Here is a 25,524-nt window from a genome sequence, read left to right as displayed (position 1 = left end):
ACTGATCACTCAGTCGTTTTTTACTAAGTTAAAATATTAAACACCCATACGTTTACGTTGATTGTTTGGCTTTTTAGCAATTTGATTCTTTTTCGTCATATCTTTAACAGCATTTACCCCAGTATTTTGATTAGAATTTTGCTGTTTTTTGCTAGCCAACTTTTGTTTCATTAATTCCTGAAGACTAACTTTTTTTGGTTCGTTTTTAACTTCATTATTTTCGCTCATAAAATTTGTTTCCTCCAATTTTATCATACTTTTATAATGACTTGTTGAAGGAAAATTAGCAAGTACATTTAAAAGAATTAAAAGTTCTTTTAGCTTTCTTTTTCTGTATTTTTCTTATGAAACTCTTCCATTTTTTTACTCTTCGAATAAGCAGATTCTTCTGAATGTCCAAATTGATCTACAGAACTTTTTTGTGGACCTTTGTTCGTATGCCCTTTAGCCATGTTTAACCCTCCTTTTTTATTATTATGTGCTTAAATTCCTTGAATAATCTTTAATTTAAAATGGGAATCTATTTATGATAAATGGTTTTAGGAGGAAGAAAAATGACAAGTAAAAATGGCAGCAAAGGAAGTAAAAATCAAAACGCACCTCAACTTCATGGACAAGAACCAACTAGTGGTGATAACACAAAAGGAAACGTTTATCGCTCTAAAAAAGGCAGTAAATCCAAAAATGAATTACATTAATATTTAAATTAAAAAGAGCTTGGTTCCCCAAGCTCTAAATCTGTTCAGTCCTGAACATGAAATCCTTCTTCATCTAAATATTCACAAGCTTCACCGTAGCTATTGAATGTACCATCAAGATTTTCTCCTGCATAAACATTCCACATGTCCATTTCTGAAACTAGTTTAAGGATTTGTCCAGTCGCATTAACCCAAATTTCTTCTACTTCTTCATCTTCTTCAAAAATTGGTTCGATTGATAGGCTTTCAATTGATTTAGTGAGTATTGTACGAAGTTCGTCTTCAGTAAATTCTCTTATATTTACCATACCTTTTTCGTTAGTTTTATACCCCTTAATACCTTCAGCATATACAAAGCCATTACCATTAGGATGTAGATGGTAAACAACATTCTTTTTTTCCTTTAAACTTTCTTCAAATTGAAAATTTGTACGCCCAAGTGAGACGGGCTTTTTCGTTAATTCTGGAAATGATTCAATGATTGTAAGTTTTTCTTCGTAAGTTAGCATAATGCCTCCAAAAAATATTATTTTTTCTATGTTTTGTATGTAACGTAACAAATATAACAAAATTCTTATGAAAATGACATTGAATTGTTACAATTTCGGTTACTCTTATTTGGTAGAATAATAATGCTGTATAAATTTTACAAATTTCTTTTAGTAAATTTCTGGACTTAAATTGATTTTATTATACATAGAAGGTGATAACATGACTGTTAAAGTGAAAGTAAAAGAACAATTTATAAACAAACAATTTTATAAATCATATTTAAATGAAAATGAAAACAATAATCATCCTATTGCAGTTTTAGCTGACCTTTACAGAGAACAAAATGATGATATGGATCTTTCATCTATCCGATTTGCACAAGGTGAAGTTTATTTTGAAAATAAAGACTTTGAATCTGCAGTATTCAAGTGGGAAAAAGTCGCAAATCAGTTAAGCGATTGGGCAAAGAAAAATATTGCTGATTCTTATTATGAAATTGGTGCATATGAAACAGCAGAAAAGCTATATAAAGAAGTTAAAACAGATAGTAATACACTAACATCTGAAATATTCTTAAATTTATTCTCACTTTATATCGATGTTTCAAAATACGAGGAAGCAGATCGTATTATTAAAGAAGCAGTAAAATATAATCCTGATTATCCTAATGTAACAAGAATTGCACGTAATTTTTATGAGAAACATCACGATTGGAATAGTGCTGTAGCTCTAGCTTCTGATGAATCAATTCGTACGGAAGATTTAAAATGGTTTATTGTATTAAGAGAATACATCATAAATGGTGTAACAAAAGAAATGGCGCCAAGTTATTTTGTACAACCGCTACTATCATTGGCTAAAGTCGATCTTGAGCACTTTGAATTAATGGTAGAAGCACTTTGGAATAGTTATAGAGAACAATCAGTTTATGTAAATTGGTTACAAACCTTCAATGATATGTTATTCCAAATCAACGTTGAGACAGGTGTTAAATGGAATCGTTTGCCATCAATCTATTCAATGACATACGAAGAATTAGTTGAAGGTGAATACTTTGTAGCTCAGCTTGAAGAAATGATGCCAAGCTTCTTAACAAATTGGTTACGTATCACCGATATTAAAGGTGCAGTTTTAGCAACGACTGCAACACTAGCATGGGATCGTTTATTCCCGGGTCGTATTGATTATCAAATTGTTGCTGACGCAGAAATGGCATTTGAACAGTTAATGAAAACGCCTGATTGCTTTGAAATTGGCAAAGAATTATTTGAAAACATCCTACAATGGTCTGCTTTAAATGAAATAGAAGTTGGGGACCGTTTTGAGTGGTGGACAAGTAAATTAACTCAATTTGAAAATACAACAATGCTTGTGGCAGGTACAACTGGTAACGGAAAATCTTCATTTGTTAACTCACTTTTAGGTGAGAAAATGATGGGGTCTTCTACGACAATGCCAGTATTATTTGAACAAGATAGTGAATCAAATATTGTCGTATTTTCGAAAGAAGGCAATACACAGCTTGCTGAATATGCAGATTTTTACGATTTAACAACTGTTGAAAATAATCTGTTAAAAGGTGATGAATTAGTATACTATAAATTACCAAATTCATTTTTACAAAAGCATCGTCTATCAATCATTGACACACCTGGAATTGATGGAAAGCAAATTAATACAAAAGCATTATTTCAATCAGTAAAACTAGCAGATCGTCTTGTTTATGTTTTAAATGCTACTGCACCTTATACAGAAAACGAACGTTCTTTACTAGTTAAAATTAAAAAAGAATTACCAACTCTACCGATTCACTTTATTTTAAATAAGATGGATTCTATTTATAGTAAAGAAGAAATTGATCGAGTTCGCGCTGAAATCCAAGCGAAAATTAGTGTAGATTTCCCTAACGCTCAAGTATTACCTTATTCTTCAATTTATAGTAATCAAGATCAATTTAAAGATTTAGAATTATTTATTGAGAATAACGTTCTATCAACTGAAGCAAATTCAAAACGAACAGAGAAATTATTATTAGCTATTCGCAAATTAATTAATTTCCTATTAGAAAAACGAGTTGAAAGAGAAGATGAACTACGAGCTAATGTTGAATGGAATGAAGTTCTTGATGACAAATTAAATGGTCTATTACATTCTTTAAAAGATAAAGAAATGGAACATTTAAATACAATTAAAAGCTCGTATCGTGAATTAAAAGACGAATTAAAATATGACTTGAAGCTTAGTATTCCTGGTCTACTAAAAGAATGTAAAGAATTAATCAAAGAAGATAGTGATTTCGGTACAATTCTTGAAACGCTTAACGAGGAAATGAATCTTCGAATTGGTGAGTATGTAAGAGAGAATACTCTACCAAAACTAAATGAAGCTCTACAAAACTGGATTAAAGAATCAGGTGTTTTATTAGAAGGTACTCAAAGCTATTTAACTGAAATGAGTGATTCTTTAAATGAATATATTGGAAATGAATATTTAAATCTTGAGTGTGATTTTAAAGTATTAGATGACTGGCGCCGTGATGCAGATCGTATGACTAGTATGACTCAGCTAGATGACATGAATATTTTATTAAATTCATCACCATCTCAATTTATCTTAAAGAGCTCAGGTATCTTATTAGGTTTACTGCCACAAAATAAATCCAAGCTTGTTGCTCAATATCAAAAATATGTAGATAACGTTAATTATGATGATGTTACATCAGAATTATCAAACAAGTTTTTCTTACAATTTGAGATGTTTGAAAAAACTTTGCCAAGGGATTTATCAATGTTCCTAAATGCTCCATTTGAGCAAATCCATGAACTAGTTGATGAAACAAGAGTAGCAATTTCTAACTATAATCAAACTTTAGAAGATATGAAATCAAATCCAAGTATTTACTTTGATCCGATTACATTCTTCACAGTAAGATTAAGACAACTAGAATTTTTAACATTGCGTAAATAATAAAAAAAGAGTGTGCTAAATGTTATTATCCCCTCATAGTAGACAGTAAAAAGAAAGGGTTGTACTGTCTACTTTGGAGGGGTTTTTTTATGGGGAAAATTAGAAAAACATATTCAAAAGAGTTCAAGCTTAATGTAATAGATATGTATGTGAATAATCATATGGGTTCTACTTCAATAGCTAAAGAATTAGGTATATCTCAGTCAATTGTGCAACGTTGGATATCTCATTACAAAAAAGAAGGATTTCAAGGGTTAGATGAGAAGAGAGGAAAAACTGATAATCATCTGAAAGGCAGACCCAAGAAAATTCATGAAGACGACACAGAAAAAATCAAGCGATTAGAAGCAGAGAACGCCTATTTAAAAAAGCTCTTAGCTGCGAAAAGGAGGATGAAACAGGAAGAGAAAAAACAATAGAATACCAAATAATTCATGAGCTTAAAGATCAATTTACAATCTTAATTTTATGTGAGATAGCAGGTGTTTCAAAAAGTGGTTATTACAAATGGTTAACTCGTCAAAGTAATTCTACTAAAAATGATTTAGAAGATAAATCAATCGTGGAAAAAATTATCGAATGCCAACAAGATCCAGATATTAATTGGAGTTATGGCCATCCAAGAGTTAAAACTTGGCTAAGTAAAGCTTATGGACTAAAAGTAAATCATAAGAGAATATACCGTTTGATGAAGTCCAATAAGATACAAGCTAAAATACGAAAAAAGAAATGGAAACACTTCGGACGTAAAGAAAAGTTTGTACTTTCAAATAACTATCTTAATAGAGAATTTTCAGCTAAACGTCCAAATGAAAAATGGGTAACAGATATAACCTATTTACTTTTTAATGGGAAGAAAATGTATTTATCTTCTATATTAGACCTTTATAATAATGAAATTGTCTCATATAAAATAAGTGAAAGAAATGACTGAAATTAGTAGCTGATACATTAAAATCAGCAATAAAAAAAGAAATGTAAATGGACTCCTATTACATAGCGATCAAGGATTCCAATACACTTCTAAAAGATATAACCAGCTATTAAAAAGATATAATATTAAAGGGAGTATGTCTAGAAAGGGCAATTGCTTAGATAACGCTTGTATGGAAAGCTTTTTTAGTCATTTTAAAACTGAATGTTTTTACCGTTATCAATTTGAATCCTCACAAGAAGTTAAAATGGCTGTGAAAAATTATATTAAGTTTTACAACAACAAACGTTTCCAAAAAAAATTAAATAATCTTAGCCCTACTGAGTATAGGGCTAAGGCAGCTTAAAGAGTATACCTTTTATTTATGTGTCTACTTGACAGGGGTAAGACCAAAATGGCACACTCTTTTTTACATATTGAACTTTATAAAACCAATATTAATTTCAACTATTCCTCGGTATCTTCTTCAAACGGAATATGTACAACGATTGTTTGGTAGCCTTCTTTAATTTTTACATAGCCACCCCAAGGGATTTGTAGAATTAAAAAGGCTCCTTTCGTATCAATTGAAAAATGTGCAATTTTTTCATGTTCTTCATCAAGCAATAGTACTTCTCTTTCATTTCCTACAGTCCTAATTCCAGCGTGGCAGTGAATTTGAATTTTCCAGTTGCCTAGTCTACTTAATAAGAAATGACTCATATGGTATATCTCCTTCCATCAGTTTGTTTCTTTAAAAAGATCCATTGAAACTTCTTGGAATTCTAGATATTTATATTTTGATAGATAAATTAGTAAGGCTATCTTTAAAATCATTCTATTCTAAAAAATGTTAACTTAAGACTATTTAAGGAATGTTAAATTGGAAAGCAGCGTTTATACCAATGGAAAATATCTTGTAAAAGTGACTGTTACAAGCACTGGTGCATTTATTTCTAGATTGGCAGGGAATATTGTTGAACGTCATAATAAATCAAATCCTTTGTAATAAATTGCACTTGATATTCAAAATCTATTACATGATGGAGTTGTTTTAAATAAAAGCGCTTGCATTTTTTTAATTATGTTTTTATAATACTTGTATACAAGTATACTCGTATGGAAATGAGGATGGACTAAATGTTAGAATCAAAGCAATATCTTTATCCGGAAAAATGGCTATCAAAAGCTTCAGCTGGTGATCGTGTAACTTATGAATTAAGGATGCAGATAATTTCTGGTCTAATTGAAAGCGGTACCAAGTTATCAGAAAATAAATTGGCTGCCGATTTTAATGTGAGTCGTTCTCCTATTCGAGAAGCATTAAAAACACTAGCATCTGAAAATCTGATTCGTTTAGAAAGAATGGGTGCAGTTGTTATTGGATTAACTGAAAAAGAAATAGAAGAAATATATGATGTACGATTACTAATCGAAACATTTGTATTTGAAAGGTTGGTAAAATTAGACACGAAAGAATTGGTAATGGAACTAAGTAAAATTCTTGAAATGATGAAAATCGCAATTAAATATCAAGATGCCGATGAGTTTTCATTTCAAGATGTTTTATTCCATGAAACGATTATTCGAGCGATTGATCATTCATACATTTTGATGATCTGGAATAATGCCAAACCAGTAATGGAAGCGTTTATACTTTTATCAATGCGAGTACGGTTCAAGGAAAAATATGAAGACTTTCAACGAATAGTCGAAAATCATCAATTATATATTGACGCAATTGGTACGAAGAATAGAGACCTTATGATTCAATCTTTGCATCAAAACTTTGATGATGTTCAAGGAAAAGTAGAAGATCATTGGAGATCTCAACAAATGCTTTCAAAAGGAGTAGAACAAGAAAAATGACAAACTATATGTTAGGGTTAGACATTGGTACCACAAGCACAAAAGCCGTTTTATTTACTGAAACAGGCGAAGTCATCCAACAAGAGAATATCGGTTACCCACTCTATACACCTGATATTTCAACAGCTGAACAAGACCCAGAAGAGATCTTTACAGCTTTAGTACAAGCAATTTCTAAAATAATGAAACAACATCCAAATAAAGAGATATTATTTATTTCTTTTAGTAGTGCAATGCATAGCCTAATTGTAATGGATGAAAATGATCGACCATTAACGCCTTGTATTACATGGGCAGATAATCGAAGTGAGTCTTGGACTCATAAAATTAAAGATGAATTAAATGGTCACGAAGTTTACAAACGAACAGGTACTCCTATTCACCCGATGTCACCTTTAAGCAAGATTACATGGATTGTAAATGAACGACCAGAAATCGCTCAAAAAGCGAAAAAATATATCGGGATTAAAGAATTTATATTTAAAAAGTTCTTTGACCAATACGTTGTAGATCATTCTCTTGCTTCAGCTATGGGGATGATGAATCTTAAAAAACTAGATTGGGATGAGGGAGCTATACAAATAGCGGGGATTACAACTGAACAACTATCTAGACTAGTACCTACTACTGAGATTTTTACAAACTGTGATCCTGATTTGGCTAGACAGATGGGAATTGATCCACAAACTCCTTTTGTAATTGGTGCAAGTGATGGAGTACTATCCAATCTTGGTGTGAATGCGATTCGAAAAGGAGAAATAGCAGTCACAATTGGGACAAGTGGGGCAATTCGAACCATTATTGACCAACCACAAACTGATGAAAAAGGACGAATATTTTGCTACGCATTAACGGAAAAACATTGGGTCATCGGTGGGCCAGTAAACAATGGCGGAATGGTTTTTCGTTGGATTCGTGATGAATTTGCGGCTTCGGAAGTTGAAACCGCAAAAAGACTAGGTATTGATCCATATGAGGTTTTAACAAAGATTGCTGAAGGTGTTAAACCTGGAGCAGATGGTTTGTTATTCCATCCTTACTTAGCGGGTGAACGTGCCCCATTGTGGAACCCTGACGTTCGAGGCTCCTTCTTCGGCTTAACGATGGCACATAAGAAAGAGCATATGATTCGCTCTGCACTTGAAGGTGTTATATACAACTTATACACTGTGTTTTTAGCTTTAATTGAATGTATGGATGGGCCAGTTTCTAAAATTCAAGCAACTGGTGGATTCGCAAGGTCGAATGTATGGCGTCAGATGATGTCCGATATTTTTGATTTAGAAGTAGTTGTACCAGAAAGCTATGAAAGTTCTTGTCTTGGTGCTTGTATTTTAGGTCTTTATGCAACAGGAAAAATAGAATCCTTTGAAGTAGTATCTGAAATGGTCGGTAGTACTCACAAACATACTCCTAATGAAGATGCAGTAAGAGAATATCGAGAGCTATTGCCAATCTTTATTAGCCTATCGAGAGTGTTAGAAAAAGATTATAAGCGGATTGCTAATTATCAGAGAGGATTAATTAATAAAAATAAATAGATATACGGGGGGATTTTCATGCCACTGGTTATAGTAGCAATAGGGATTTTAGTATTACTTTTTTTAATCATGAAGTTTAAATTAAACACTTTTATTTCATTAATCATTGTTTCATTTGGAGTTGCTTTAGCACTTGGAATTAAACCAGATAATATCGGCACAACTATTGAAGCTGGATTAGGCGGGACACTTGGTCATTTAGCATTAATTTTCGGACTTGGTGCAATGCTTGGTAAGTTGATTGCAGACTCTGGTGGCGCACAGCGAATTGCGATGACACTTGTTAACAAATTCGGTGAAAAGAACATTCAATGGGCAGTCGTTGTTGCTTCGTTCATTATCGGTGTCGCTTTATTCTTCGAAGTTGGATTAGTGTTATTAATTCCAATTGTATTTGCAATATCAAGACAATTAAAAGTTTCTATTTTATATTTAGGTATTCCAATGGCGGCTGCATTATCTGTAACACACGGATTCTTACCGCCACACCCAGGTCCGACTGCAATCGCTGGTGAATATGGTGCGAATCTTGGTGAAGTATTACTTTACGGTTTTATTATTGCTATACCAACTGTTATTATCGCTGGTCCATTATTTACAAAGCTTGCTAAAAAACTTGTACCTGCGTCGTTCACAAAAATGGGTAATATTGAATCTTTAGGAGAACAAAAAACATTTAAACTTGAAGAAACTCCTGGTTTTGGAATCAGTGTTTTTACCGCATTACTTCCAGTTATTTTAATGGCAATTGCAACAATAATTAATTTACTGCAAAAAACAATGGGATTTGAAGATAATAGTTTACTTGTAGCGATCCGGTTTATTGGTAATGCAGGTACTGCCATGGTGATTTCATTATTAGTTGCGATCTATACAATGGGATTAGCTAGAAAAATTCCAATTAAAGAAGTTATGAATTCTTGTACAACAGCAATTACTCATATTGGTATGATGCTCTTAATCATCGGAGGCGGCGGTGCCTTCAAACAAGTGTTAATTGATGGCGGTGTTGGTGACTATGTTGCAGAGTTATTCAAAGGCACTTCAATTTCGCCGATTTTACTTGCATGGATTATAGCAGCAATCCTACGAATTTCCCTAGGTTCTGCTACTGTTGCAGCTTTAACAACTTCTGGTTTAGTTATTCCAATGTTAGGTCATTCTGATGTTAACTTAGCTTTAGTCGTTTTAGCAACTGGAGCTGGTAGTTTAATTGCTTCACACGTCAATGACGCAGGTTTCTGGATGTTTAAAGAGTATTTTGGATTAAGCATGAAAGAAACTTTCTTAACTTGGACATTACTTGAGTCAATTATTTCAGTTTCCGGATTGGTCTTTATTTTATTACTAAGTTTATTCGTATAAAAGCTTCTGCTAGTTAGACAAAAAGGGTAGTATCCTCGCTATAATGCTTAGAATCCTCTGGGTATTATGGTAGTGGTATACTGCTCTTTTATTTTTTTAAAAGACTCTGTTAAAGTAGATTGTAGGTTCCTTATTCAACTAATTGGGGGATTAGAGTTTTATGATTGATTAATACTTCTTGGCTTGATGATAAAATTAAAATAAAGTGGAATTAAATAAATTAGAGTATGGAGAAACCATATGAAAAAACTTATAAATATATTAGTCATATTAGGTCCAATGTTGAATTATTATTTTACGCTTATACAACTAATGCATTAGTTGAACAACCTAGAGCTGTTACAGTACATTTTTCTAATTCAAGTAAATGGCAGTTGTTTAAGTGAAAAATTTCACAAAATAGATTAAATATTTAACTCGAAAAATAAAATTACATGAAAAAGTTCTTCAACAATCAGGCCATTTAGTTGAAGAACCGGAATATCTGATTAGATAATTTGTTGGTTAGTTACTTTTCATCATGCGGATAATGATGAGGACTGTTACTTAACTTTCGTAAATCTCCTCTAATCAAGACATCTTTAAATTCTTTGTAATGAAATGGTACGATTGGTGCTAAGAATGGAACACCAACAGAACGTAAACGTGCTAGGTGGATAAATAATAAAACTAACCCTAAACATATACCAGTTAGTCCAAAGAGTGCGCCCAAAAAGGTAAATACATAGCGAGTAGTATTGACTGCCATAGTCATTTCTCCAATCACTAATAATGTATTTGATAGAAACGTAACACCAATTACAATAAGACTTAGTGGATGAAAAAGTTTTGCTTCGACGGCAGTTGATCCGATAGTGACTGTGGCAATTAGTGAAACAAGAACTAACATCTCCCTTGAAACTCTAAACTCGCCGATTCCTAATATCTGTAACAAAACAAGTAACAAGAAGACTTCAAACCAAAATGGAAGAACGGTATGTGAATGGGTAAAATAAGCCTTCGCAAATTCCTTCGGAAACCAATTTTCGTGAAAATTAGCGATTGACATGTACACTCCCGGTAAGAGAATTGAAGCAAAAAAACAAATAAAAGAAAGAAGTCGATTTTGAATTCGTGCCTTCATATAGTATTCACTAGGTTGTTGAAAATATTGGACAAATACATTTGGAACAATGACTGCCTGTGGAACCCCATTGACCATTACCGCAATTCGTCCTTCAAATAAGGCAGAAACGACAGCATCTGGCAAATCCGTTTTAAAGGACAGTGGAAATATTGTTTTTTGATTCCCTTCAATCGCATCTTCAATGACCCTTCCTATTACATAGTTCACTTGTAAGGCATCAATCCGACGATGTACTTCATCTAACGCTTTTTGATCGACTAAATCTGTTAAATACACAATAGCAATATCAGTTTTAGCGATCGTACCAATTTGTTTTTTTTCGACCATTAATGTAGGAGATTGAATACTATTATGTAATAAATTTAGATTCCCCTTTAATTGTTCAGCAAACGAAATTAACGGACCTTGGATATTTCGTTGGTTGGTACTTTGTTCAATTTCTCGGTGTTGCCATTCGGCTGTATCTAAAAGTAGTGCACGTTCATATCCTTCAACAAGGAGTAGACTCTTTCCTCTTACAATACCATTCACTATATCACTCATCGATTGGACAATCTCAACAGATTCTGATTGAAGATAAAGAATGGCCAACGTATTTATTAATGAACTCTTCTCTACTCTTCGAACTAACCGTAGTGGTTCGATGATGTTCTGTCTAATTAAATCCACGTTCACAATCGAGTCAATATAGAGGATTGCTCCATAAAACTTATGAACTTGGTCAAATTGAATTAATCGAATTGTTAATTCCGGTGAGTGATGAAATTGCTCTTGGACCTTCCTTATATTTTTATGTAACTGTTTCGTTAATACTGGTTCTTTACTCATTGTTGTCACACCTCTTAAAAGTTGACGATTTTTAACCGTTTATCCTCAGATTAACAGACTTACACTCCTATTAGTCATTCCCATTTTTATGACAAATTACTAAAAAGTACAGACTAGTAGCTGTTTTACTAAATTTTCCCACAAGATATCGATAAGAAAGTGACAATTAAATAACTTCACTTTGAATCGAGAATTTTTGTTTCTATCAATCTTACTAGATTTTGAATGTCCTGTTTAGTTGCAGGTTGTAAGTTTGTCTTCAATTTATATCCTATTTGCCCATTTGTTTCTAATGTAGCCCATTCTACATCTTCAATTGAAGCTATTCCCAACTGGTGTAAACGCATTTTTAAATTTTCAGTTGTAAGTCGTATTTTTTTCATGTTTTCTAAATTTAAGTTCCCATCTTCTATGATAATGATCGATCTACCAGTTAATAATAATTCGAATGATTTATATTTTATTTTTAGAAACTGAAATACAACTACAGTTAAAATAAGCAAAGACGCAACACCTAAACTAGTCCAAATACTCTTATTTTCAATTGGACGACTTAGTAATGGACCAATTGTACTCATTAAAACAATTTCAGAAACTGTCAATTTGGAAATAGAGTTTCTTCCAGCTATTTTTAATAAAAGAGTTCCCATAATAACGATTAACACTGCTTTCCAAACAAAATCTAGTTGCATATTATCATCCTTTTAAACTTATTTTTCCAAAGTTCATTACAGAATATTCATTAAAAATGGGAGGCTTTATTTTGAAATCATTGATATTATTAATGTAATTAAGGGAAATACGATAGTTAATTAATAGGTTAAAATTGGACATTTGATTAAATGCTTATAAATCAACTAAACCAGCTAATAGTTGTCAATATTTTTCAATAAAAATGAGATTTAGAAGCTGAATTCCTCGTTTTTATATGGTTCTAGCTCTTCTTTGTAATACAACTCGCACAGGTGATAGGAATCAATCGCATCAGTTTTAACTTTTCGCAAACTCGTGCTTTTCGCTCGATAAGAAATTAATGGATTAACGACAATATATAAATAATTATGTTCTTCTATAAAATGAAGAATGGGTGAGTGATAGTGACCTGTTGACTCTAAGACAATCGCAGGTTTTTGTTTAGTTAGTTTCTCAATTTCTATTAAAAAATGATGTAATGTTCAAATCCATCAAGTGTATGAGTAATTTTAAAACTGCATTTATATGGATGCCCCTCTGGATTCATAAATGATCTCCTCCTAAAATAAATTCACCGGTAACCCCTCGTCCTTTCTGTAGTTTCATAGGTTCGCTTGTTATACGAGATCTAAGTCCCAACCAGCCCAAATCATGCTTCTACAAATAGGGTGCGAACTGTTTAGTTGACGGGGTCAAAGCCCCATGCATGCAACGTTCTACCCCGGCTACCATAATGAAAAAACAATATGAAAAATGGTCAACCAGTAAATCTGGATGACCTTATAATACGAACGCATGCATTAGTTCCATAAGAACGGCTGCCTCGGACTTACCCCTGTCAAGTAGACATATTTAAATAAAACCTTCATTTCGTAGAAGTGTGATTCCTTACTTTTTGAATTTGATCAAGAAGATACAGAAATGGAAACAAAACAGTACAGTTTAAAAGTTAAGTAAGATGATATTCGTTTAGATTATCTTATTAAATCAATAGGCAATATGGAATTTTGAAAGAAACCAAAGGTTAATGATTCTTGTTATTTACTAAATTTGACGAAAGGGACGTTGTTTCATATGTACGATGATCGATGTTTATTGATTTGTTATCAGAAGAGCCAAGGATTGATTCCATCGCCATCCAAATAGTTGGTACAATTGGATATGATAGGTTTGTTCTAGGAGTTATAAAAGAGTAAGAGGATCATTGAATAAAGAATTCTATTGAATGCTATTGGGCGCGTTAATAAAACGCGTCTATTTTTTGTTTAATCATTTGTTGCTGAATCTCTAAGTATTTTATGTTAACATAATATACAAAATGGTTAACATTTAAAAATTATCAAGGAATGTATGGTTAAATCAAAGGGGGGATGGTTTTGATAGATCAAGAGAATTTACAATGGGAACAAGAAATCAAGGGAGAGTTAGCTCGTCTTGAGGAGCTCTCTCAGAATCGCCGCCTCGTTACGACTGAATTTGCTGTTCAGCCTTGGCTTATAAAAAATGGAAAGAACATGTTGAACCTTGCGTCGAATGATTATTTAGGGTTCGCAGGAGATGAACGATTGAAAAATGCTATGGTGGATGCAGTTAGAACTTATGGTGCGGGCTCAACGGCTTCCCGTCTGATTGTCGGTAATCATTTGCTTTATAAACAAACCGAAACCGAGCTTGTGAACTGGAAAAAGGCAGAAGCTGGACTTATTATCAATAGCGGTTATACGGCGAATCTAGGGATTGTTTCTGCACTAGTAGGTCGGGGTGATTATGTTTTTAGCGATAAACTCAATCATGCCAGTATTATAGACGGTATTCTCCTGAGCCGGTCTAAAAACCAGCGATATCGCCACAATGATTTAGAACATTTGGAGACGTTGCTACGACAAGCCCCCATTGAAAAAAGAAAGCTGATTGTAACAGACTCTCTTTTTAGTATGGATGGTGATTTTGCAAATCTATCCGGGCTGGTTCAGTTAAAGGAGAAATATAACGCTATCTTAATGGTTGATGAAGCCCATTCTAGCGGAATTTATGGTGAAAATGGGGAAGGTTATGCTCGTCAATTGAATCTTGACCATAGGATCGATATTCAGATGGGGACGTTCAGTAAAGCGCTTGGATCGTTTGGCGCATATGTGGTCGGAAAAAAGTGGCTCATTGATTATTTAACAAATAAGATGCGAAGTTTCATATATACAACAGCCCTTCCTCCAGCAATCCTCGGTTCAGCAAAAGCTGCTATTAAACTTGTACAAGTAGAATCAGAGCGGCGAGTGTTGTTGAAAGAACATGCTTCCTATGTTAGGAATGCACTTGGTGACTCTGGGTTTAATTTATGTGGGAGCGAATCCCAAATAATTCCGATTATGATTGGCAAAAACGATAAGACCATGGAGTTTGCGGCAGCTTTACAAGAAGAAGGAATCGCTGCTATTCCAGTACGTCCGCCTACTGTTCCTGAAAATGAAGCAAGAATACGCTTTACCGTTACTGCTCTGCATCAAAAAGAAGATCTAGATTGGGCTTTAGAGCGTATTGTGGTCTTAGGGAAAAGGATGGGGATCATTAAATGAGAAAACCACATCTAATCATGCTGCCAGGTTGGGGAATGGAGACTTCAGTATTTCAAACGATAAGAGAGCCTCTTGCAGAAATCGTTCAGCTTTCTTTTGTGGAATGGAGAAACGTAAGAAACTTAGGTGATTTTAAAGAACGGGTAAAGGAAACCGTATATAAAACTAACGAACCTGTTCATATACTTGGATGGTCATTAGGATCAATTGCTGCTCTCGAATTTGCAGCTGAGAATAATGAATATGTGAAAGGACTCATACTTATTGGTGCAACGAGCCATTTTACATCAGTTATTGACCATACAATTGGATGGCATCCACGAGTAATCGAACGAATGAAAAAGCAGTTGAAACGAAATAAGGAGATAACTCTTTCGAATTTTTATGAGGCGATGTTTTCGCAATCGGAAAAAAAAGAATTCTTAACATTTATGAACTCGGTAAAACATAATTTTCAAGGAGATGACCTTGATTCACTCTGTACAGGATTGGACTATTTAGTAAAAACAGATGTTAGAGGGAGTCTATCAAAGATTAAGGCGAATAGCTTATTGATTCATGGGAAAGAAGATACTATTTGCCCTTCGGAGGCGTCTTCATATATGAAGGAACAAATGAACAAAAAAGGAAAACTATATGTATTACATAACGCAGGGCATATCCCGTTTTTTACAAGATCAAGTGAATGTATTCAGTTGATGACACAATTTTTACAAAGGACGGATTATGATGATTAATAAACAACTTTTACGGAAACGGTTTAGCGAAAATGCAAGGACATATGATCAGTATGCGAAGGTACAAAAAAAGATGGCCAATCAATTAATGGGTACAATTCCTAAGTCAGATGAAGCGATTGAAATTCTTGAAATTGGTTGTGGCTCAGGTTATTTGACTCAGTTGTTGTGCAATGCTTTTCCGAATGCAAGATTGACAGCAGTTGATCTCTCGCCAGGTATGATTGAAGTAGCAAAGAAAAGGGTGTACGAGGAGCGAATCACATTTCTTTGCGGGGATATTGAGGAAATGAAAATCTCTCGTAATTTTGACATTATCATCTCAAACGCAACATTCCAATGGTTAAACCATCCTCAAAAAGTCATTGAAAAGTTGTATAAATTGTTGAAGAAGGAAGGGATACTATCATTTTCAACATTTGGAAAACAAACCTTTCAGGAACTTCATGCTTCCTATAAAATTGCGAAAGAGAGGTTACAGATTGAAAACAACAGCAGTCCGGGACAGAAATTCTACAGTATTGAAGATCTCATCGGGTTTTGTAAAAGCACATTACCGTCATTTAATGAATTGTTAGTTGAACAATTTTATGAACGGGAGTATTTTCAAGGTGTTCGTGAATTCTTTACCTCGGTCAGAAAAATTGGGGCTAATAATAGTAACAAAGCCAATTCCATACAACGGCCGTCTTTCTTCAAAGAATTGATAAACCAATACGAAACTAACTACCGTGATGAAAAGGGAGTCATAGCAACTTATGAATGTTTGTTTTTAACCATTTTGAAAAAGGATCAAAGACAAGATCAGCAAGAACCATATAATAGTGAATACCAAAAAGTAAGTAGGTAATTCGCGAACAAGAAATTCGTAATGATTTATATAACATTTGTTCAGCAATCGGACGCATTTCTCTAACAAGGAATACGTCTATTTTCATTTAAGGGGCTCCTCTATGAAATTAATATTATTGAAGAACACAGAGCAAAGGGATTCGAAAACAGAAGTTATCAATCATATTAAAGAATGGTTAAAACAAAAAGAAGTTCATTAATTTAAACTACACTTCTTTGGGGAATAATGCAGGGGCTCGAAGACTACGAGATTCTCGGATTTGAATTGCGGGAGTTAATATGTTGAAGTCAATAAACTAACTTTCAAAAGGTTAACTTTTTTAACGTAGTTGTACTGAATCAGATACTTGTTTAAACAATATCTAAACTTATTAACACTTGAATGTATTTGGAAATCTACATATGGATCATCTTTTAATTCAAAGAAATCTTCCATTAGGATGAAACATACGAATCGAAAAAGTAGCTATGACGGGTTTAACTTGTTGGTTTTCGAAAGAGAGAATTGGCAATATCAGTTAAGTATCGATCGAAGGGTAGCTGATATTGGAATTATTGAACAGTCCATTTATGCTACTGGAAAAAGGAGGGAAAGCAGAAATCTAAGAATTTTTTGAAAAACATCAAATATCACCATTAATACATTTACAACATGGGATGACTATGCCATCTTATCAATGGTAGAAATCGGTTTAGGAATCAGTATATTACCAGAATTAATTTTACAACGTATTCCTTACAAAATAATATCGAAGGAGCTTGAAGATCCTGCTTTTAGAAATATTGGCATAGCTATGAGAGAGGAAAATCACTGTCGCTTGCAGCCAAGAGATTTTTAGAATATCTATCATATAGAAGATTGATAATTGAAAAGCCTGATTAAGACATCTATTAGTTTTAATAAAAACTACTATTACTTATGTAACTAACAAACATGCTTTAGTTGAATAAGGTTTTCTTAATTTTACGACGAATATAAATTATGCAAGAGTATAAATTGACTTAATATAGAGATGGAAATATATTCTGAAGTCAACTAAAGCAATACATAAGTTGATGATCAAAATAACACGCTTCCCTTAAAAGTTAAAAAACTACTAAATTGAAATGCAATGATTCAATGGGGTAGTTTTTTATTTATTTTCTAGATTTTAAATGTTATAAAAATTATTTACCTGTATTTTCGTATTCTTCTTCTGAAACAGATTCCAACCATTCTGGTGTACCAGCAGTGATTGCAATGTGTTCAAACCAACTATTTTTTGTTGCACCATGCCAGTGTTTCACACCATCGTGCGTGACAATAACATCACCAGCTTTTAAGAATTGAGCAGGTTTTCCTTCTTCTTGATACCAACCTTCTCCACCTGTTACTAATAATATTTGATAACCATTACGATGAATATGCCAGTTGTTTCTGCATCCTGGTTCAAAAGTTACATTCCCAACCCCAATACTCACTTTAGGATCGGCAACTAATGACTTAAGATAGCTTTGTCCTATAAAAAATTGTGAAAATGCTTCATTTTTCTCACCTATTGGGAAAATTACACCATTTTTTACTTCTTCATGTTTTGCCATTTTAAATTCCTCCATCTTTCTTTTATTAATTTACTAAAGGTCATTATTCATCACCTGTTTACTTTAATTTCCCACCAAATACCGGGAAAAAGCTATGTTCACCATAATTTCTGATGTGCTCTACATTTTTCAATGTCTCCATATCTTCGTCGCCTATAACAAAATCAAGCTCTGCATTGATTCTCATATGATCTGAATTTGCAGTCTTTGGAATTACGACAAGACCAAGCTGGATATCATAACGTAGGCAAATCTGTGCAACAGATACTCCATACTTATCAGCTATTACCTTAACTTCTCCATTATTAAAGACTGCACCGTGTGCAATTGAATATGCCTCTACTAGGATGTCATTCTTCTGGCAGAATTTAATTAGCTCAAATGGTGTATTGCTTACATGTGCTAATATCTGATTTACCATAGGCTTGATTTCACAGCTTTTAAGAATATTTTCTACATCGTCTTGGAGGAAGTTAGAAAGACCGATTGCTTTTACTTTGCCTGTCTTATAAGCATCTTCCATTGCTTTCCATACTTCTTTGTTTTCCTCGAAGTAGCGGTTCTCTTCACGGAATTCCTTCCAAGGTTGTGGGCTGTGGATAATCAAAAGATCAATGTAATCTAGTCCCATTTTTGCTAAATACTCATCAATGGACTGCTTAACTGCATCGTAGGTCTTAACTTCTGCAGCAACCTTTGTCGTAATAAAAAGTTCTTCCCTCGGGACCCTGCAAGAACGGACTCCCTCACCTATACCAGTTGCATTCTATATGCCTGAGCAGTATCGATATGTCGATAACCGATTGATACAGCATCACGAACGGCCTGTGCTGCCTGTGTATCATCAAGCAAGCAAGTACCAAGACCTAATATAGGAATTTCTACATCAGTTGATAATTTGTAAGTTTTGTTAATCATATTTTTATCTCATTTAAGTTATATTTATTAGCATTTTGTTTCCTACTTTCTTTTTAATTTTCAGGAATGATTTCATTAATGCATGATAATGCGTTAAGTGTTCTCGGAAAGCCCATATAATATATGGAAGGCAGTGGGTAATAGCTGAAATCAATGTTACCTTGTCATTTCCTACATTATGTTGCCATGGACATGTGCCTTTACTTGACCTTCAGCACCACCCAACGCACTAATAATACAAAGCGTCAACAATTCCCTTGTATTTAAATCGAGTCCGCTACGAGTGTAGAAGTCGCCAAAACAAAAAGCTGAAAGATAATCCTGTATATGCTTTTGATTTGATGGGGCACTTTCAAGCATTTTTTTTTATGACATCCCCGAAAATCTCTATTTGTTTTGCAAGCCCTTTTTGAAAACGTGTATTTTCATCTACTGTTTTTTGACTTTCAATTGATAAACAGATATTTTTTGCTTAAAAATGCCTTCATTGAACTAATGTCCGAAAAAAAATTTGATCAGGTTACGATACAAGACATTTCAGATCGAGCTAATGTTGGTAGAAGAACAATTTATGATCATTACACAGATAAATTCGATATATTAGACATGCTAATTAAAGAACATATTAATGAACTGAGGAAGTTGTGTGAATCTGCATCTGAATTAAGTTTTGCAGAGGGGAATCTTCTTTGGTTTAAATACTTTGAAAATAATTACACATTTTTTTCAACAATGTTAGCTAGTAAAGGAGCTTCTAATTTTCGTAAACATTTTTTAGACTTTGTGATTGAGGAGTTAGAGGTTGACGTAAATGTAAAAGAAGGGAAAAATCAAGGATTAAGCAAGGAGTTAATTCTAAGATTTTTTGGAGCAGCTATTGTAGAGATTGTAGAGGTTTGGATTAATAAAGGTATATCTGAACCAACTGAAGTTGTGGCAGAACAAGTAGGGTTGTTGTTAGATAGGAATTTATCGATTTAAACATTTGTTTTATTAATATTGCATGCTGCTTTAGTTGAATGAGTTCAGCCTGATATTTGAATAATTGAACAGACATTTAAACCTCCTAGTTTCTAAATTAATTCTAGTCTATTAAATATACATTTCAATGAATATAAGTAAGTTGAGAGAATTAGGCAATGATTTGATAAGAATTTGATAACGGTAGCTTTTTCATTTATAAGATAATAAGTATTGTAACGTTGCACAAATTCAATCTTAAAAAACTTAAACATAATATTTCTTGGATACAAAAGGTGTAGAACTGGAGGAATTTACATGCAAAAAGTCGTTTTAAATAATGGTGTAGAGATGCCTATTTTAGGTTTTGGTGTTTTTCAAATTCAAGATGAAAGTGAATGTGAACAAGCTGTTTACGATGCTCTTATGACGGGTTATCGTTTGATCGATACTGCTGCCTCTTACTTAAATGAAAAAGCAGTCGGCAGAGCATTAAAACGAAGTGATGTGCCACGGGAGGAACTATTTATTACCACAAAACTCTGGGTTCAAGATACAGGATACGAACAAACAAAGAAAGCATTTGAAAAGTCCCTGGAAAGATTGCAATTAGATTATTTGGATTTATATTTAATTCATCAGCCATTTGGTGATGTATATGGTTCTTGGCGTGCAATGGAGGAACTGTACCGGGATGGCAAAATTAAGGCGATTGGAGTTAGTAATTTTTATCCAGACCGACTAACTGATTTAATTATTCATAATGAAGTTGTACCTGCTGTAAACCAAGTTGAAACGCATCCTTTCTGTCAGCAAATTGAAAGTCATAAACTTATGAAAGAAAATAATGTACAGATAGAGTCATGGGGACCATTCGCTGAAGGCAAAAATAACATGTTTCAAAATGAAGTTTTAGCATCAATTGCAAAGAAACATAATAAATCGGTAGCTCAGGTTATCTTGCGATGGTTGACACAAAGAGGCGTTGTTACGATACCTAAATCAGTACGTATGGAAAGAATCATCGAAAACTTTACTATCTTTGACTTCGAATTAAGCCAAGTAGAACTTGAGAGGATTGGGGCTTTAGATACGAAGGAAAGCTTGTTCTTTTCTCATAGGGATCCTGAAATGGTGAAATGGATAGGTACTCGTAATCTTGATATTTAATGTATACTATTTTTTATAAAAGGGAGGACAATTTAAATGGAGTATACAAAACTTGGGAAAACAGGTTTAGAAGTATCTAGGCTTTGCCTTGGTTGTATGGGTTTTGGAGTTGCAGAAAGATGGATCCATCCATGGGTAATTGATGAAGAAAATAGTCGCCCTATAATTAAACAAGCTCTTGAGATGGGGATCAATTTTTTTGACACAGCTAATGTTTATTCAGATGGAACTAGTGAAGAAATACTTGGAAGAGCATTAAAGGACTATGCTAACAGGGATGAAGTTGTTATCGCCACAAAGGTTTACTTTCCTATGCATGATGGACCGAATGGAAAGGGGCTTTCTAGAAAGCATATTATGAGTGAAATTGATAAGAGTCTTAAACGCCTTGGGACTGAGTATGTAGATTTATATCAAATACATCGATGGGATTATAATACTCCTATAGAAGAAACAATGGAAGCTTTACACGATGTGGTAAAGGCCGGTAAAGTGAGATATATTGGAGCATCTGCAATGTTGGCTTGGCAATTTTTAAAGGCGAACCATGTAGCTGAAAGAAACGGATGGACTCGATTTGTATCAATGCAGAATCACTTAAACCTTTTATATCGGGAAGAGGAGCGTGAAATGCTGCCATTATGTAAGGAAGAACAGATTGGTGTGATTCCTTATAGCCCTCTTGCATCAGGAAGATTGACTAGGGACTGGACAGAATCAACACATCGATCAGAAACTGACCAAGTTCAAAAGTCTAAATATGATGCAACTGTTGAAACAGATAGATTGATCGCCAATCAGGTTGCTGTAATTGCAGAAAAACGGGGAGTACCTCGTGCTCAGATTGCACTTGCTTGGTTACTACAAAAGGAACCAGTGACTGCTCCAATTATTGGAGCAACAAAGTTATCCCACCTTGAAAATGCAATCCCGGCACTTTCTATCAAGCTAACCCCTGAAGAAATACTTGCTTTAGAAGAACCGTATATACCACACCCAGTAGTTGGGCCATTAATCTAGGTTTAATTATTATAAAATTAGTAGCCATTTTTCTTAATTGAAAAATGGCTTTCCTAATGTAATTGTTTAGATTTAGGGACAGGAAAAGCTTGATTGACACAATTAATATTCTTCCTACACTTGGGCTAAGTAGAGCTAGTTAAAAGATTTTTATTTTGGATTGGTACAATTAATTTTATTGTCATTTGAATAAAATAAGGATCCAAAGGCATATTTAACACAAATCTTTAAAAGTTTAAAATCTAATTGTTAGAATTCTATCTTTTTAATTGACATAGAAATTTAACCAAGGTATATTTGTTTCAGACAGTTAGAATTCTAATTATTCGGAGGTGAACGATTTGCTTGATACACCTTATACGAGACTTCTTGGTTCCATTATGCATAAGGTACGGGATCAATTATCGAATCGAACGAAAGAACTTGAAGTAAATCCGCAACAAGGTAGGATGATCAGTTATATTGCAGAGCATCAAGATCAAGGCTTGATTCAAAAGGATTTAGCAGATGCATTTAAAAGAAGAGGTGCAAGTATAACAAGCATGCTTCAAGGGCTTGAAAAGAATGGATATATAGGAAGAAAAGTCCAAGCTGATAATGAACGCCAGAAACAAATTTTTGTATTACAAAAAGGAAAAGAAATAGTTAATCAGATTGATGAAATGTTTTTGGCAATGGAATCACATTTAACTGAGTCATTGACTGAAGATGAAAAAACAGAGTTCTTACGCCTATTGAAAAAAATTGATTCGAACCTTTGAGTGAATACGGCCATTACGGTCGTATTGATATACTGTTAGTAACCTAATAGTTAGAACTCTAATTAATTGTAAACAAAAAACTAAGTATTATTTTAATACCAATATAAAAAATAAAGTTTCGAGAGGATGGAATAAGATGGAAGAATTTGAAGTAGATCATTCTAATATTTATTATTTAAAGGAAGCACCGATACGAAAAGCGTTAGCTCATTTATGTATTCCAATGATGATTGGGATTTCTGCAGGTACAATCTATAACTTAATAAACGCATTTTTTATTGGTTTAGTACATGATACAGCGATGTTAAGTGCCATTACATTAGGCTTACCGATTTTTACGGTGCTAATGGCGATTGGGAATGTATTTGGTGTTGGTGCAGGTACCTTTGTTACTCGCCTGTTAGGTGAAGGCAATTTGCTTAAAGGGAAATCTGTAGCAGGTTATGCTTTTTATATGAGTGTTATATGTGGACTGATTGTTTCTGCAATTGCCTTATTATTTGTTAATCCAATTGTCCAATTGCTAGGAGCAGACGCTTCAACATTGCTTTATACAAAACAATATACTATAACGCTTTTTGCAGGTGGTTTTGCATTTATTTTAAACTATGCATTAGAACAAATTGTGCGTTCTGAAGGTGCAGCAAAAGAATCCATGTATGGAATGTTTATTAGTGTTATTTTTAGCATCCTATTTGATGTATTATTCATTTTAGTATTAAACCTTCATGTAATGGGTGCGGCACTTTCAATGGTTTTAGCAAATATCGCTGCGAGCATATATTACATTTGGTTTTTAGACAGAAGAAGTGAAACATTAAGAGGTTTCTTAAAACATTGGAAAGTATCAATGACCGATCAATTAGAAATCTACAAAGTCGGTGTACCGGAGTTATTTAAGATGTCATTTATGATTGTTACAACTTTACTATTAAATAATTATTCAATTGAGTACGGAAAGCACGTAGTAGCAAGCTTTGGGATTGCCGTTAGGGTTGCACAACTCCCAGAGTTTGTTACGATGGGATTATTTATAGGGGCTATATCTTTAATTGCGTTCAACTTTGGTGGAAAAAATAAATCACGTCTTTATGAAACATTAAAAGAATTAACTTTATGGATTGGTGGCATCTCAATTGTGTTTGCTAGTATTGCATATATCTTTAAAGTTCAAGTATTAGGCTTATTTTCTAGCGATTCAGCCGTCTTAAGTATTGGAGCATTAATCTTAACTGCTCAACTCATTTCATCTGTTTTTAATGGATTCACAGGTTTATTCACTAGTATCTTCCAAGCATCTGGAGAAGGACTTGCAACTGGAATTATGTCGATTACACAAGGTGTATTATTCATTCCAGTTGTTATCATTTTACATCATCTTTATGGATTAAATGGCATTATATGGTCTTTAACAATGACCGAGGGGATTACATTCGTTATGGGTGCTATTCTAATGATTCCTTACTTAAGAAAACTTAAGAAAATGCCATATAATAGCACAGTTGTTCAATAAGTTCAATAACCAGGTCTTTGACATCTAAAAAGTGAAAATAAAGCACAAGTTCATTAAGCTACTTATGCTTTATTTTTGTCGTTCTTTGAGTATGCTTTTTATTATCCATGAAGAAGAACCTTCGCTCAGTGGTAATCCATTTCTCTAAATCGTCTTTACTACGTCGAACAAGTCTATTTACTAGTACATCATGCCATACATAATCCTCTAATAAGTAAATATGTACAGGGTCATTTGTGTAAAAAGCAACACTGCGCTCCTTAATGGATGGTCCATAAATCATCTCCTTAGAATCGATGGACAAAATAAACCAATGATCTGTAAACTGGTTTTCAGTAAAAGGTGTAATGCGATGAATTTCTAGATTTCCAATTGGATTTTCAACGTGTAGAGTAATACCTTGTATTGTTACTTTTTCAGCCACCTGAACAAGTTCTTTTTTCAAAACTTCATACATATCGTCCCACATTGAAATAATAATCCGTTTTTCTGCTTTTTTTATTAAGGTCTCACAATAGTTAATAATCGTTTTATAGTCCTTTAAAGTAATTACACGATTGTCATTTTTTTCACAAAAAGTTTCTAGCCCTTTTAAAGAGTCACTTATTACTGAATAAGTTGATTGCCACTCTGACTGAGCTTTCTGCAAAAAGATTTCAACGGGCAGAGGTGAGTATCGAGCGGTGTCATTGATTTCCTCTTTCAAGACAATTCCTTTTTCAACTAGACTACTTAACACATCATAAATCCGTGCTCTTGGAATACCTGAGTCCTTGCTAACTTGGTATGCTGTAACAGGACCTTGTTTAACAAGTGATACATAAGATTTAGCTTCATATTCGTTAAAACCTAATTTTTTGAGCTGTTGCACTATTTCGTCCACTTTTTTCGCACTCCTATTTTTTCTTTATGTAATAAATTTACAATAACTATTTACATATAGCAAT

Annotated in this window: 29 protein-coding genes and 2 pseudogenes; 19 read left to right on the top strand and 12 right to left on the bottom strand. The window is 33.5% G+C overall.

Annotated features, from left to right (window positions below; all coding sequences use genetic code 11):
* Positions 1 to 36: 36 nt before the first annotated feature.
* Both B6K90_RS11160 and B6K90_RS24355 read right to left on the bottom strand, forming a co-directional pair.
* Complete coding sequence (locus B6K90_RS11160) at positions 37 to 228, bottom strand: hypothetical protein (RefSeq protein ID WP_088012811.1); 192 nt, start codon at positions 226 to 228, stop codon at positions 37 to 39.
* Positions 229 to 317: 89 nt separating this feature from the next.
* On the bottom strand, positions 318 to 452 hold the full coding sequence (locus B6K90_RS24355; protein ID WP_255294764.1) for a hypothetical protein: 135 nt from the start codon (positions 450 to 452) through the stop codon (positions 318 to 320).
* Positions 453 to 554: 102 nt separating this feature from the next.
* On the opposite strand from B6K90_RS24355, the gene B6K90_RS11155 reads away from it, so the two are divergent.
* A complete protein-coding gene (locus tag B6K90_RS11155) occupies positions 555 to 698 on the top strand; it encodes an imidazoleglycerol-phosphate dehydratase (RefSeq protein ID WP_088012810.1) in 144 nt (47 codons plus the stop codon).
* 44 nt (positions 699 to 742) lie between these two features.
* Here B6K90_RS11155 and B6K90_RS11150 read toward each other — a convergent pair whose 3' ends face one another.
* Positions 743 to 1,207 (bottom strand): hypothetical protein, encoded by a 465-nt coding sequence (locus B6K90_RS11150; protein WP_088012809.1) that lies wholly within the window; start codon positions 1,205 to 1,207, stop codon positions 743 to 745.
* Positions 1,208 to 1,409: 202 nt separating this feature from the next.
* Here B6K90_RS11150 and B6K90_RS11145 point away from each other — a divergent pair, with 202 nt between their 5' ends.
* From B6K90_RS11145 to B6K90_RS24560, 4 genes are all read left to right on the top strand, one after another.
* Positions 1,410 to 4,157, top strand: a complete 2,748-nt coding sequence (locus tag B6K90_RS11145) for a dynamin family protein (RefSeq protein WP_088012808.1) — start codon at positions 1,410 to 1,412, stop codon at positions 4,155 to 4,157.
* A gap of 89 nt (positions 4,158 to 4,246) precedes the next feature.
* The gene (locus tag B6K90_RS11140) at positions 4,247 to 4,576 is read left to right on the top strand and encodes a helix-turn-helix domain-containing protein (RefSeq protein WP_088012807.1); all 330 of its coding nucleotides are present in this window, start codon (positions 4,247 to 4,249) and stop codon (positions 4,574 to 4,576) included.
* 143 nt (positions 4,577 to 4,719) lie between these two features.
* Positions 4,720 to 5,091 (top strand): IS3 family transposase, encoded by a 372-nt coding sequence (locus B6K90_RS23705; RefSeq protein ID WP_167555347.1) that lies wholly within the window; start codon positions 4,720 to 4,722, stop codon positions 5,089 to 5,091.
* A 16-nt stretch (positions 5,092 to 5,107) separates the two neighbouring features.
* A complete protein-coding gene (locus B6K90_RS24560) occupies positions 5,108 to 5,437 on the top strand; it encodes an IS3 family transposase (RefSeq protein WP_139840716.1) in 330 nt (109 codons plus the stop codon).
* A 101-nt stretch (positions 5,438 to 5,538) separates the two neighbouring features.
* On the opposite strand, the gene B6K90_RS11130 is transcribed toward B6K90_RS24560, so the two are convergent.
* Positions 5,539 to 5,793 (bottom strand): hypothetical protein, encoded by a 255-nt coding sequence (locus B6K90_RS11130; RefSeq protein WP_088012806.1) that lies wholly within the window; start codon positions 5,791 to 5,793, stop codon positions 5,539 to 5,541.
* Between the two features lie 160 nt (positions 5,794 to 5,953).
* On the opposite strand from B6K90_RS11130, the gene B6K90_RS24350 reads away from it, so the two are divergent.
* The 4 genes from B6K90_RS24350 to B6K90_RS11115 all read left to right on the top strand — a co-directional run bounded on the left by B6K90_RS24350 (position 5,954) and on the right by B6K90_RS11115 (position 9,845).
* The gene (locus tag B6K90_RS24350; protein ID WP_268875909.1) at positions 5,954 to 6,079 is read left to right on the top strand and encodes a hypothetical protein; all 126 of its coding nucleotides are present in this window, start codon (positions 5,954 to 5,956) and stop codon (positions 6,077 to 6,079) included.
* Positions 6,080 to 6,210: 131 nt separating this feature from the next.
* Positions 6,211 to 6,939, top strand: coding sequence for a GntR family transcriptional regulator (locus B6K90_RS11125; protein WP_088012805.1), 729 nt, complete (start codon positions 6,211 to 6,213; stop codon positions 6,937 to 6,939).
* A complete protein-coding gene (gene gntK / locus B6K90_RS11120; protein ID WP_088012803.1) occupies positions 6,936 to 8,480 on the top strand; it encodes a gluconokinase in 1,545 nt (514 codons plus the stop codon). Before B6K90_RS11125 ends, gntK begins: the two co-directional genes overlap by 4 nt.
* A gap of 18 nt (positions 8,481 to 8,498) precedes the next feature.
* Positions 8,499 to 9,845: a GntP family permease gene (locus B6K90_RS11115; protein WP_088012801.1), complete on the top strand. Its 1,347-nt coding sequence runs from the start codon at positions 8,499 to 8,501 to the stop codon at positions 9,843 to 9,845.
* A gap of 508 nt (positions 9,846 to 10,353) precedes the next feature.
* Here the strand turns inward: B6K90_RS11115 and B6K90_RS11110 are convergent.
* The 3 genes and pseudogenes from B6K90_RS11110 to B6K90_RS11100 form a co-directional block, all read right to left on the bottom strand.
* Complete coding sequence (locus tag B6K90_RS11110) at positions 10,354 to 11,799, bottom strand: spore germination protein (RefSeq protein WP_088012799.1); 1,446 nt, start codon at positions 11,797 to 11,799, stop codon at positions 10,354 to 10,356.
* A gap of 176 nt (positions 11,800 to 11,975) precedes the next feature.
* Positions 11,976 to 12,491, bottom strand: coding sequence for a DUF421 domain-containing protein (locus B6K90_RS11105; protein ID WP_088012797.1), 516 nt, complete (start codon positions 12,489 to 12,491; stop codon positions 11,976 to 11,978).
* Between the two features lie 205 nt (positions 12,492 to 12,696).
* Positions 12,697 to 13,030: pseudogene (locus B6K90_RS11100) on the bottom strand (IS110 family transposase); the annotation flags it as partial.
* A 512-nt stretch (positions 13,031 to 13,542) separates the two neighbouring features.
* Here B6K90_RS11100 and B6K90_RS24640 point away from each other — a divergent pair.
* The 5 genes and pseudogenes from B6K90_RS24640 to B6K90_RS24155 form a co-directional block, all read left to right on the top strand.
* Positions 13,543 to 13,638, top strand: a complete 96-nt coding sequence (locus B6K90_RS24640) for a hypothetical protein (protein WP_456237254.1) — start codon at positions 13,543 to 13,545, stop codon at positions 13,636 to 13,638.
* A gap of 230 nt (positions 13,639 to 13,868) precedes the next feature.
* Positions 13,869 to 15,065 carry an 8-amino-7-oxononanoate synthase gene (gene bioF, locus B6K90_RS11095; RefSeq protein ID WP_235821787.1) on the top strand — a complete coding sequence of 399 codons (1,197 nt, stop codon included), beginning with the start codon at positions 13,869 to 13,871 and terminating at the stop codon, positions 15,063 to 15,065.
* Positions 15,062 to 15,802: an alpha/beta fold hydrolase gene (locus tag B6K90_RS11090; RefSeq protein ID WP_088012793.1), complete on the top strand. Its 741-nt coding sequence runs from the start codon at positions 15,062 to 15,064 to the stop codon at positions 15,800 to 15,802. The genes bioF and B6K90_RS11090 overlap by 4 nt, the downstream gene beginning before the upstream one ends.
* Positions 15,795 to 16,652 carry a malonyl-ACP O-methyltransferase BioC gene (gene bioC, locus B6K90_RS11085; RefSeq protein WP_088012791.1) on the top strand — a complete coding sequence of 286 codons (858 nt, stop codon included), beginning with the start codon at positions 15,795 to 15,797 and terminating at the stop codon, positions 16,650 to 16,652. Before B6K90_RS11090 ends, bioC begins: the two co-directional genes overlap by 8 nt.
* A gap of 545 nt (positions 16,653 to 17,197) precedes the next feature.
* Positions 17,198 to 17,537, top strand: a pseudogene (locus tag B6K90_RS24155) (LysR family transcriptional regulator substrate-binding protein); the annotation flags it as partial.
* 284 nt (positions 17,538 to 17,821) lie between these two features.
* On the opposite strand, the gene B6K90_RS11075 reads toward B6K90_RS24155, so the two are convergent.
* The 4 genes from B6K90_RS11075 to B6K90_RS24145 form a co-directional block, all read right to left on the bottom strand.
* On the bottom strand, positions 17,822 to 18,235 hold the full coding sequence (locus B6K90_RS11075; protein WP_088012790.1) for a cupin domain-containing protein: 414 nt from the start codon (positions 18,233 to 18,235) through the stop codon (positions 17,822 to 17,824).
* A 58-nt stretch (positions 18,236 to 18,293) separates the two neighbouring features.
* Positions 18,294 to 18,989, bottom strand: a complete 696-nt coding sequence (locus tag B6K90_RS11070; protein ID WP_235821792.1) for an aldo/keto reductase — start codon at positions 18,987 to 18,989, stop codon at positions 18,294 to 18,296.
* Positions 18,986 to 19,153: an aldo/keto reductase gene (locus B6K90_RS24150; protein WP_235821786.1), complete on the bottom strand. Its 168-nt coding sequence runs from the start codon at positions 19,151 to 19,153 to the stop codon at positions 18,986 to 18,988. The genes B6K90_RS11070 and B6K90_RS24150 overlap by 4 nt, the downstream gene beginning before the upstream one ends.
* Positions 19,154 to 19,324: 171 nt before the next feature.
* On the bottom strand, positions 19,325 to 19,513 hold the full coding sequence (locus B6K90_RS24145; RefSeq protein WP_235821785.1) for a carboxymuconolactone decarboxylase family protein: 189 nt from the start codon (positions 19,511 to 19,513) through the stop codon (positions 19,325 to 19,327).
* A 135-nt stretch (positions 19,514 to 19,648) separates the two neighbouring features.
* Between B6K90_RS24145 and B6K90_RS11060 the strand changes: the two genes are divergently transcribed.
* The 5 genes from B6K90_RS11060 (at position 19,649) to B6K90_RS11040 (ending at position 24,577) form a co-directional block, all read left to right on the top strand.
* Entirely contained in the window at positions 19,649 to 20,134 is a 486-nt protein-coding gene (locus tag B6K90_RS11060) for a TetR/AcrR family transcriptional regulator (RefSeq protein WP_088013104.1), read from the top strand.
* A gap of 297 nt (positions 20,135 to 20,431) precedes the next feature.
* Positions 20,432 to 21,283 carry an aldo/keto reductase gene (locus B6K90_RS11055; RefSeq protein ID WP_088012789.1) on the top strand — a complete coding sequence of 284 codons (852 nt, stop codon included), beginning with the start codon at positions 20,432 to 20,434 and terminating at the stop codon, positions 21,281 to 21,283.
* A 36-nt stretch (positions 21,284 to 21,319) separates the two neighbouring features.
* The gene (locus B6K90_RS11050) at positions 21,320 to 22,303 is read left to right on the top strand and encodes an aldo/keto reductase (RefSeq protein ID WP_088012788.1); all 984 of its coding nucleotides are present in this window, start codon (positions 21,320 to 21,322) and stop codon (positions 22,301 to 22,303) included.
* Positions 22,304 to 22,644: 341 nt separating this feature from the next.
* On the top strand, positions 22,645 to 23,064 hold the full coding sequence (locus B6K90_RS11045; RefSeq protein WP_235821784.1) for a MarR family winged helix-turn-helix transcriptional regulator: 420 nt from the start codon (positions 22,645 to 22,647) through the stop codon (positions 23,062 to 23,064).
* A 136-nt stretch (positions 23,065 to 23,200) separates the two neighbouring features.
* Positions 23,201 to 24,577 carry an MATE family efflux transporter gene (locus tag B6K90_RS11040; protein WP_088012787.1) on the top strand — a complete coding sequence of 459 codons (1,377 nt, stop codon included), beginning with the start codon at positions 23,201 to 23,203 and terminating at the stop codon, positions 24,575 to 24,577.
* A gap of 58 nt (positions 24,578 to 24,635) precedes the next feature.
* On the opposite strand, the gene B6K90_RS11035 is transcribed toward B6K90_RS11040, so the two are convergent.
* On the bottom strand, positions 24,636 to 25,460 hold the full coding sequence (locus tag B6K90_RS11035; RefSeq protein WP_088012786.1) for a TrmB family transcriptional regulator: 825 nt from the start codon (positions 25,458 to 25,460) through the stop codon (positions 24,636 to 24,638).
* Between the last annotated feature and the right edge of the window lie 64 nt (positions 25,461 to 25,524).

The organism is Gottfriedia acidiceleris (assembly GCF_002128425.1).
In the GTDB taxonomy this organism is placed as follows: Bacteria; Bacillota; Bacilli; order Bacillales; family Bacillaceae_G; genus Gottfriedia; species Gottfriedia acidiceleris.
This window is presented reverse-complemented; position numbering and strand designations above follow the sequence as displayed.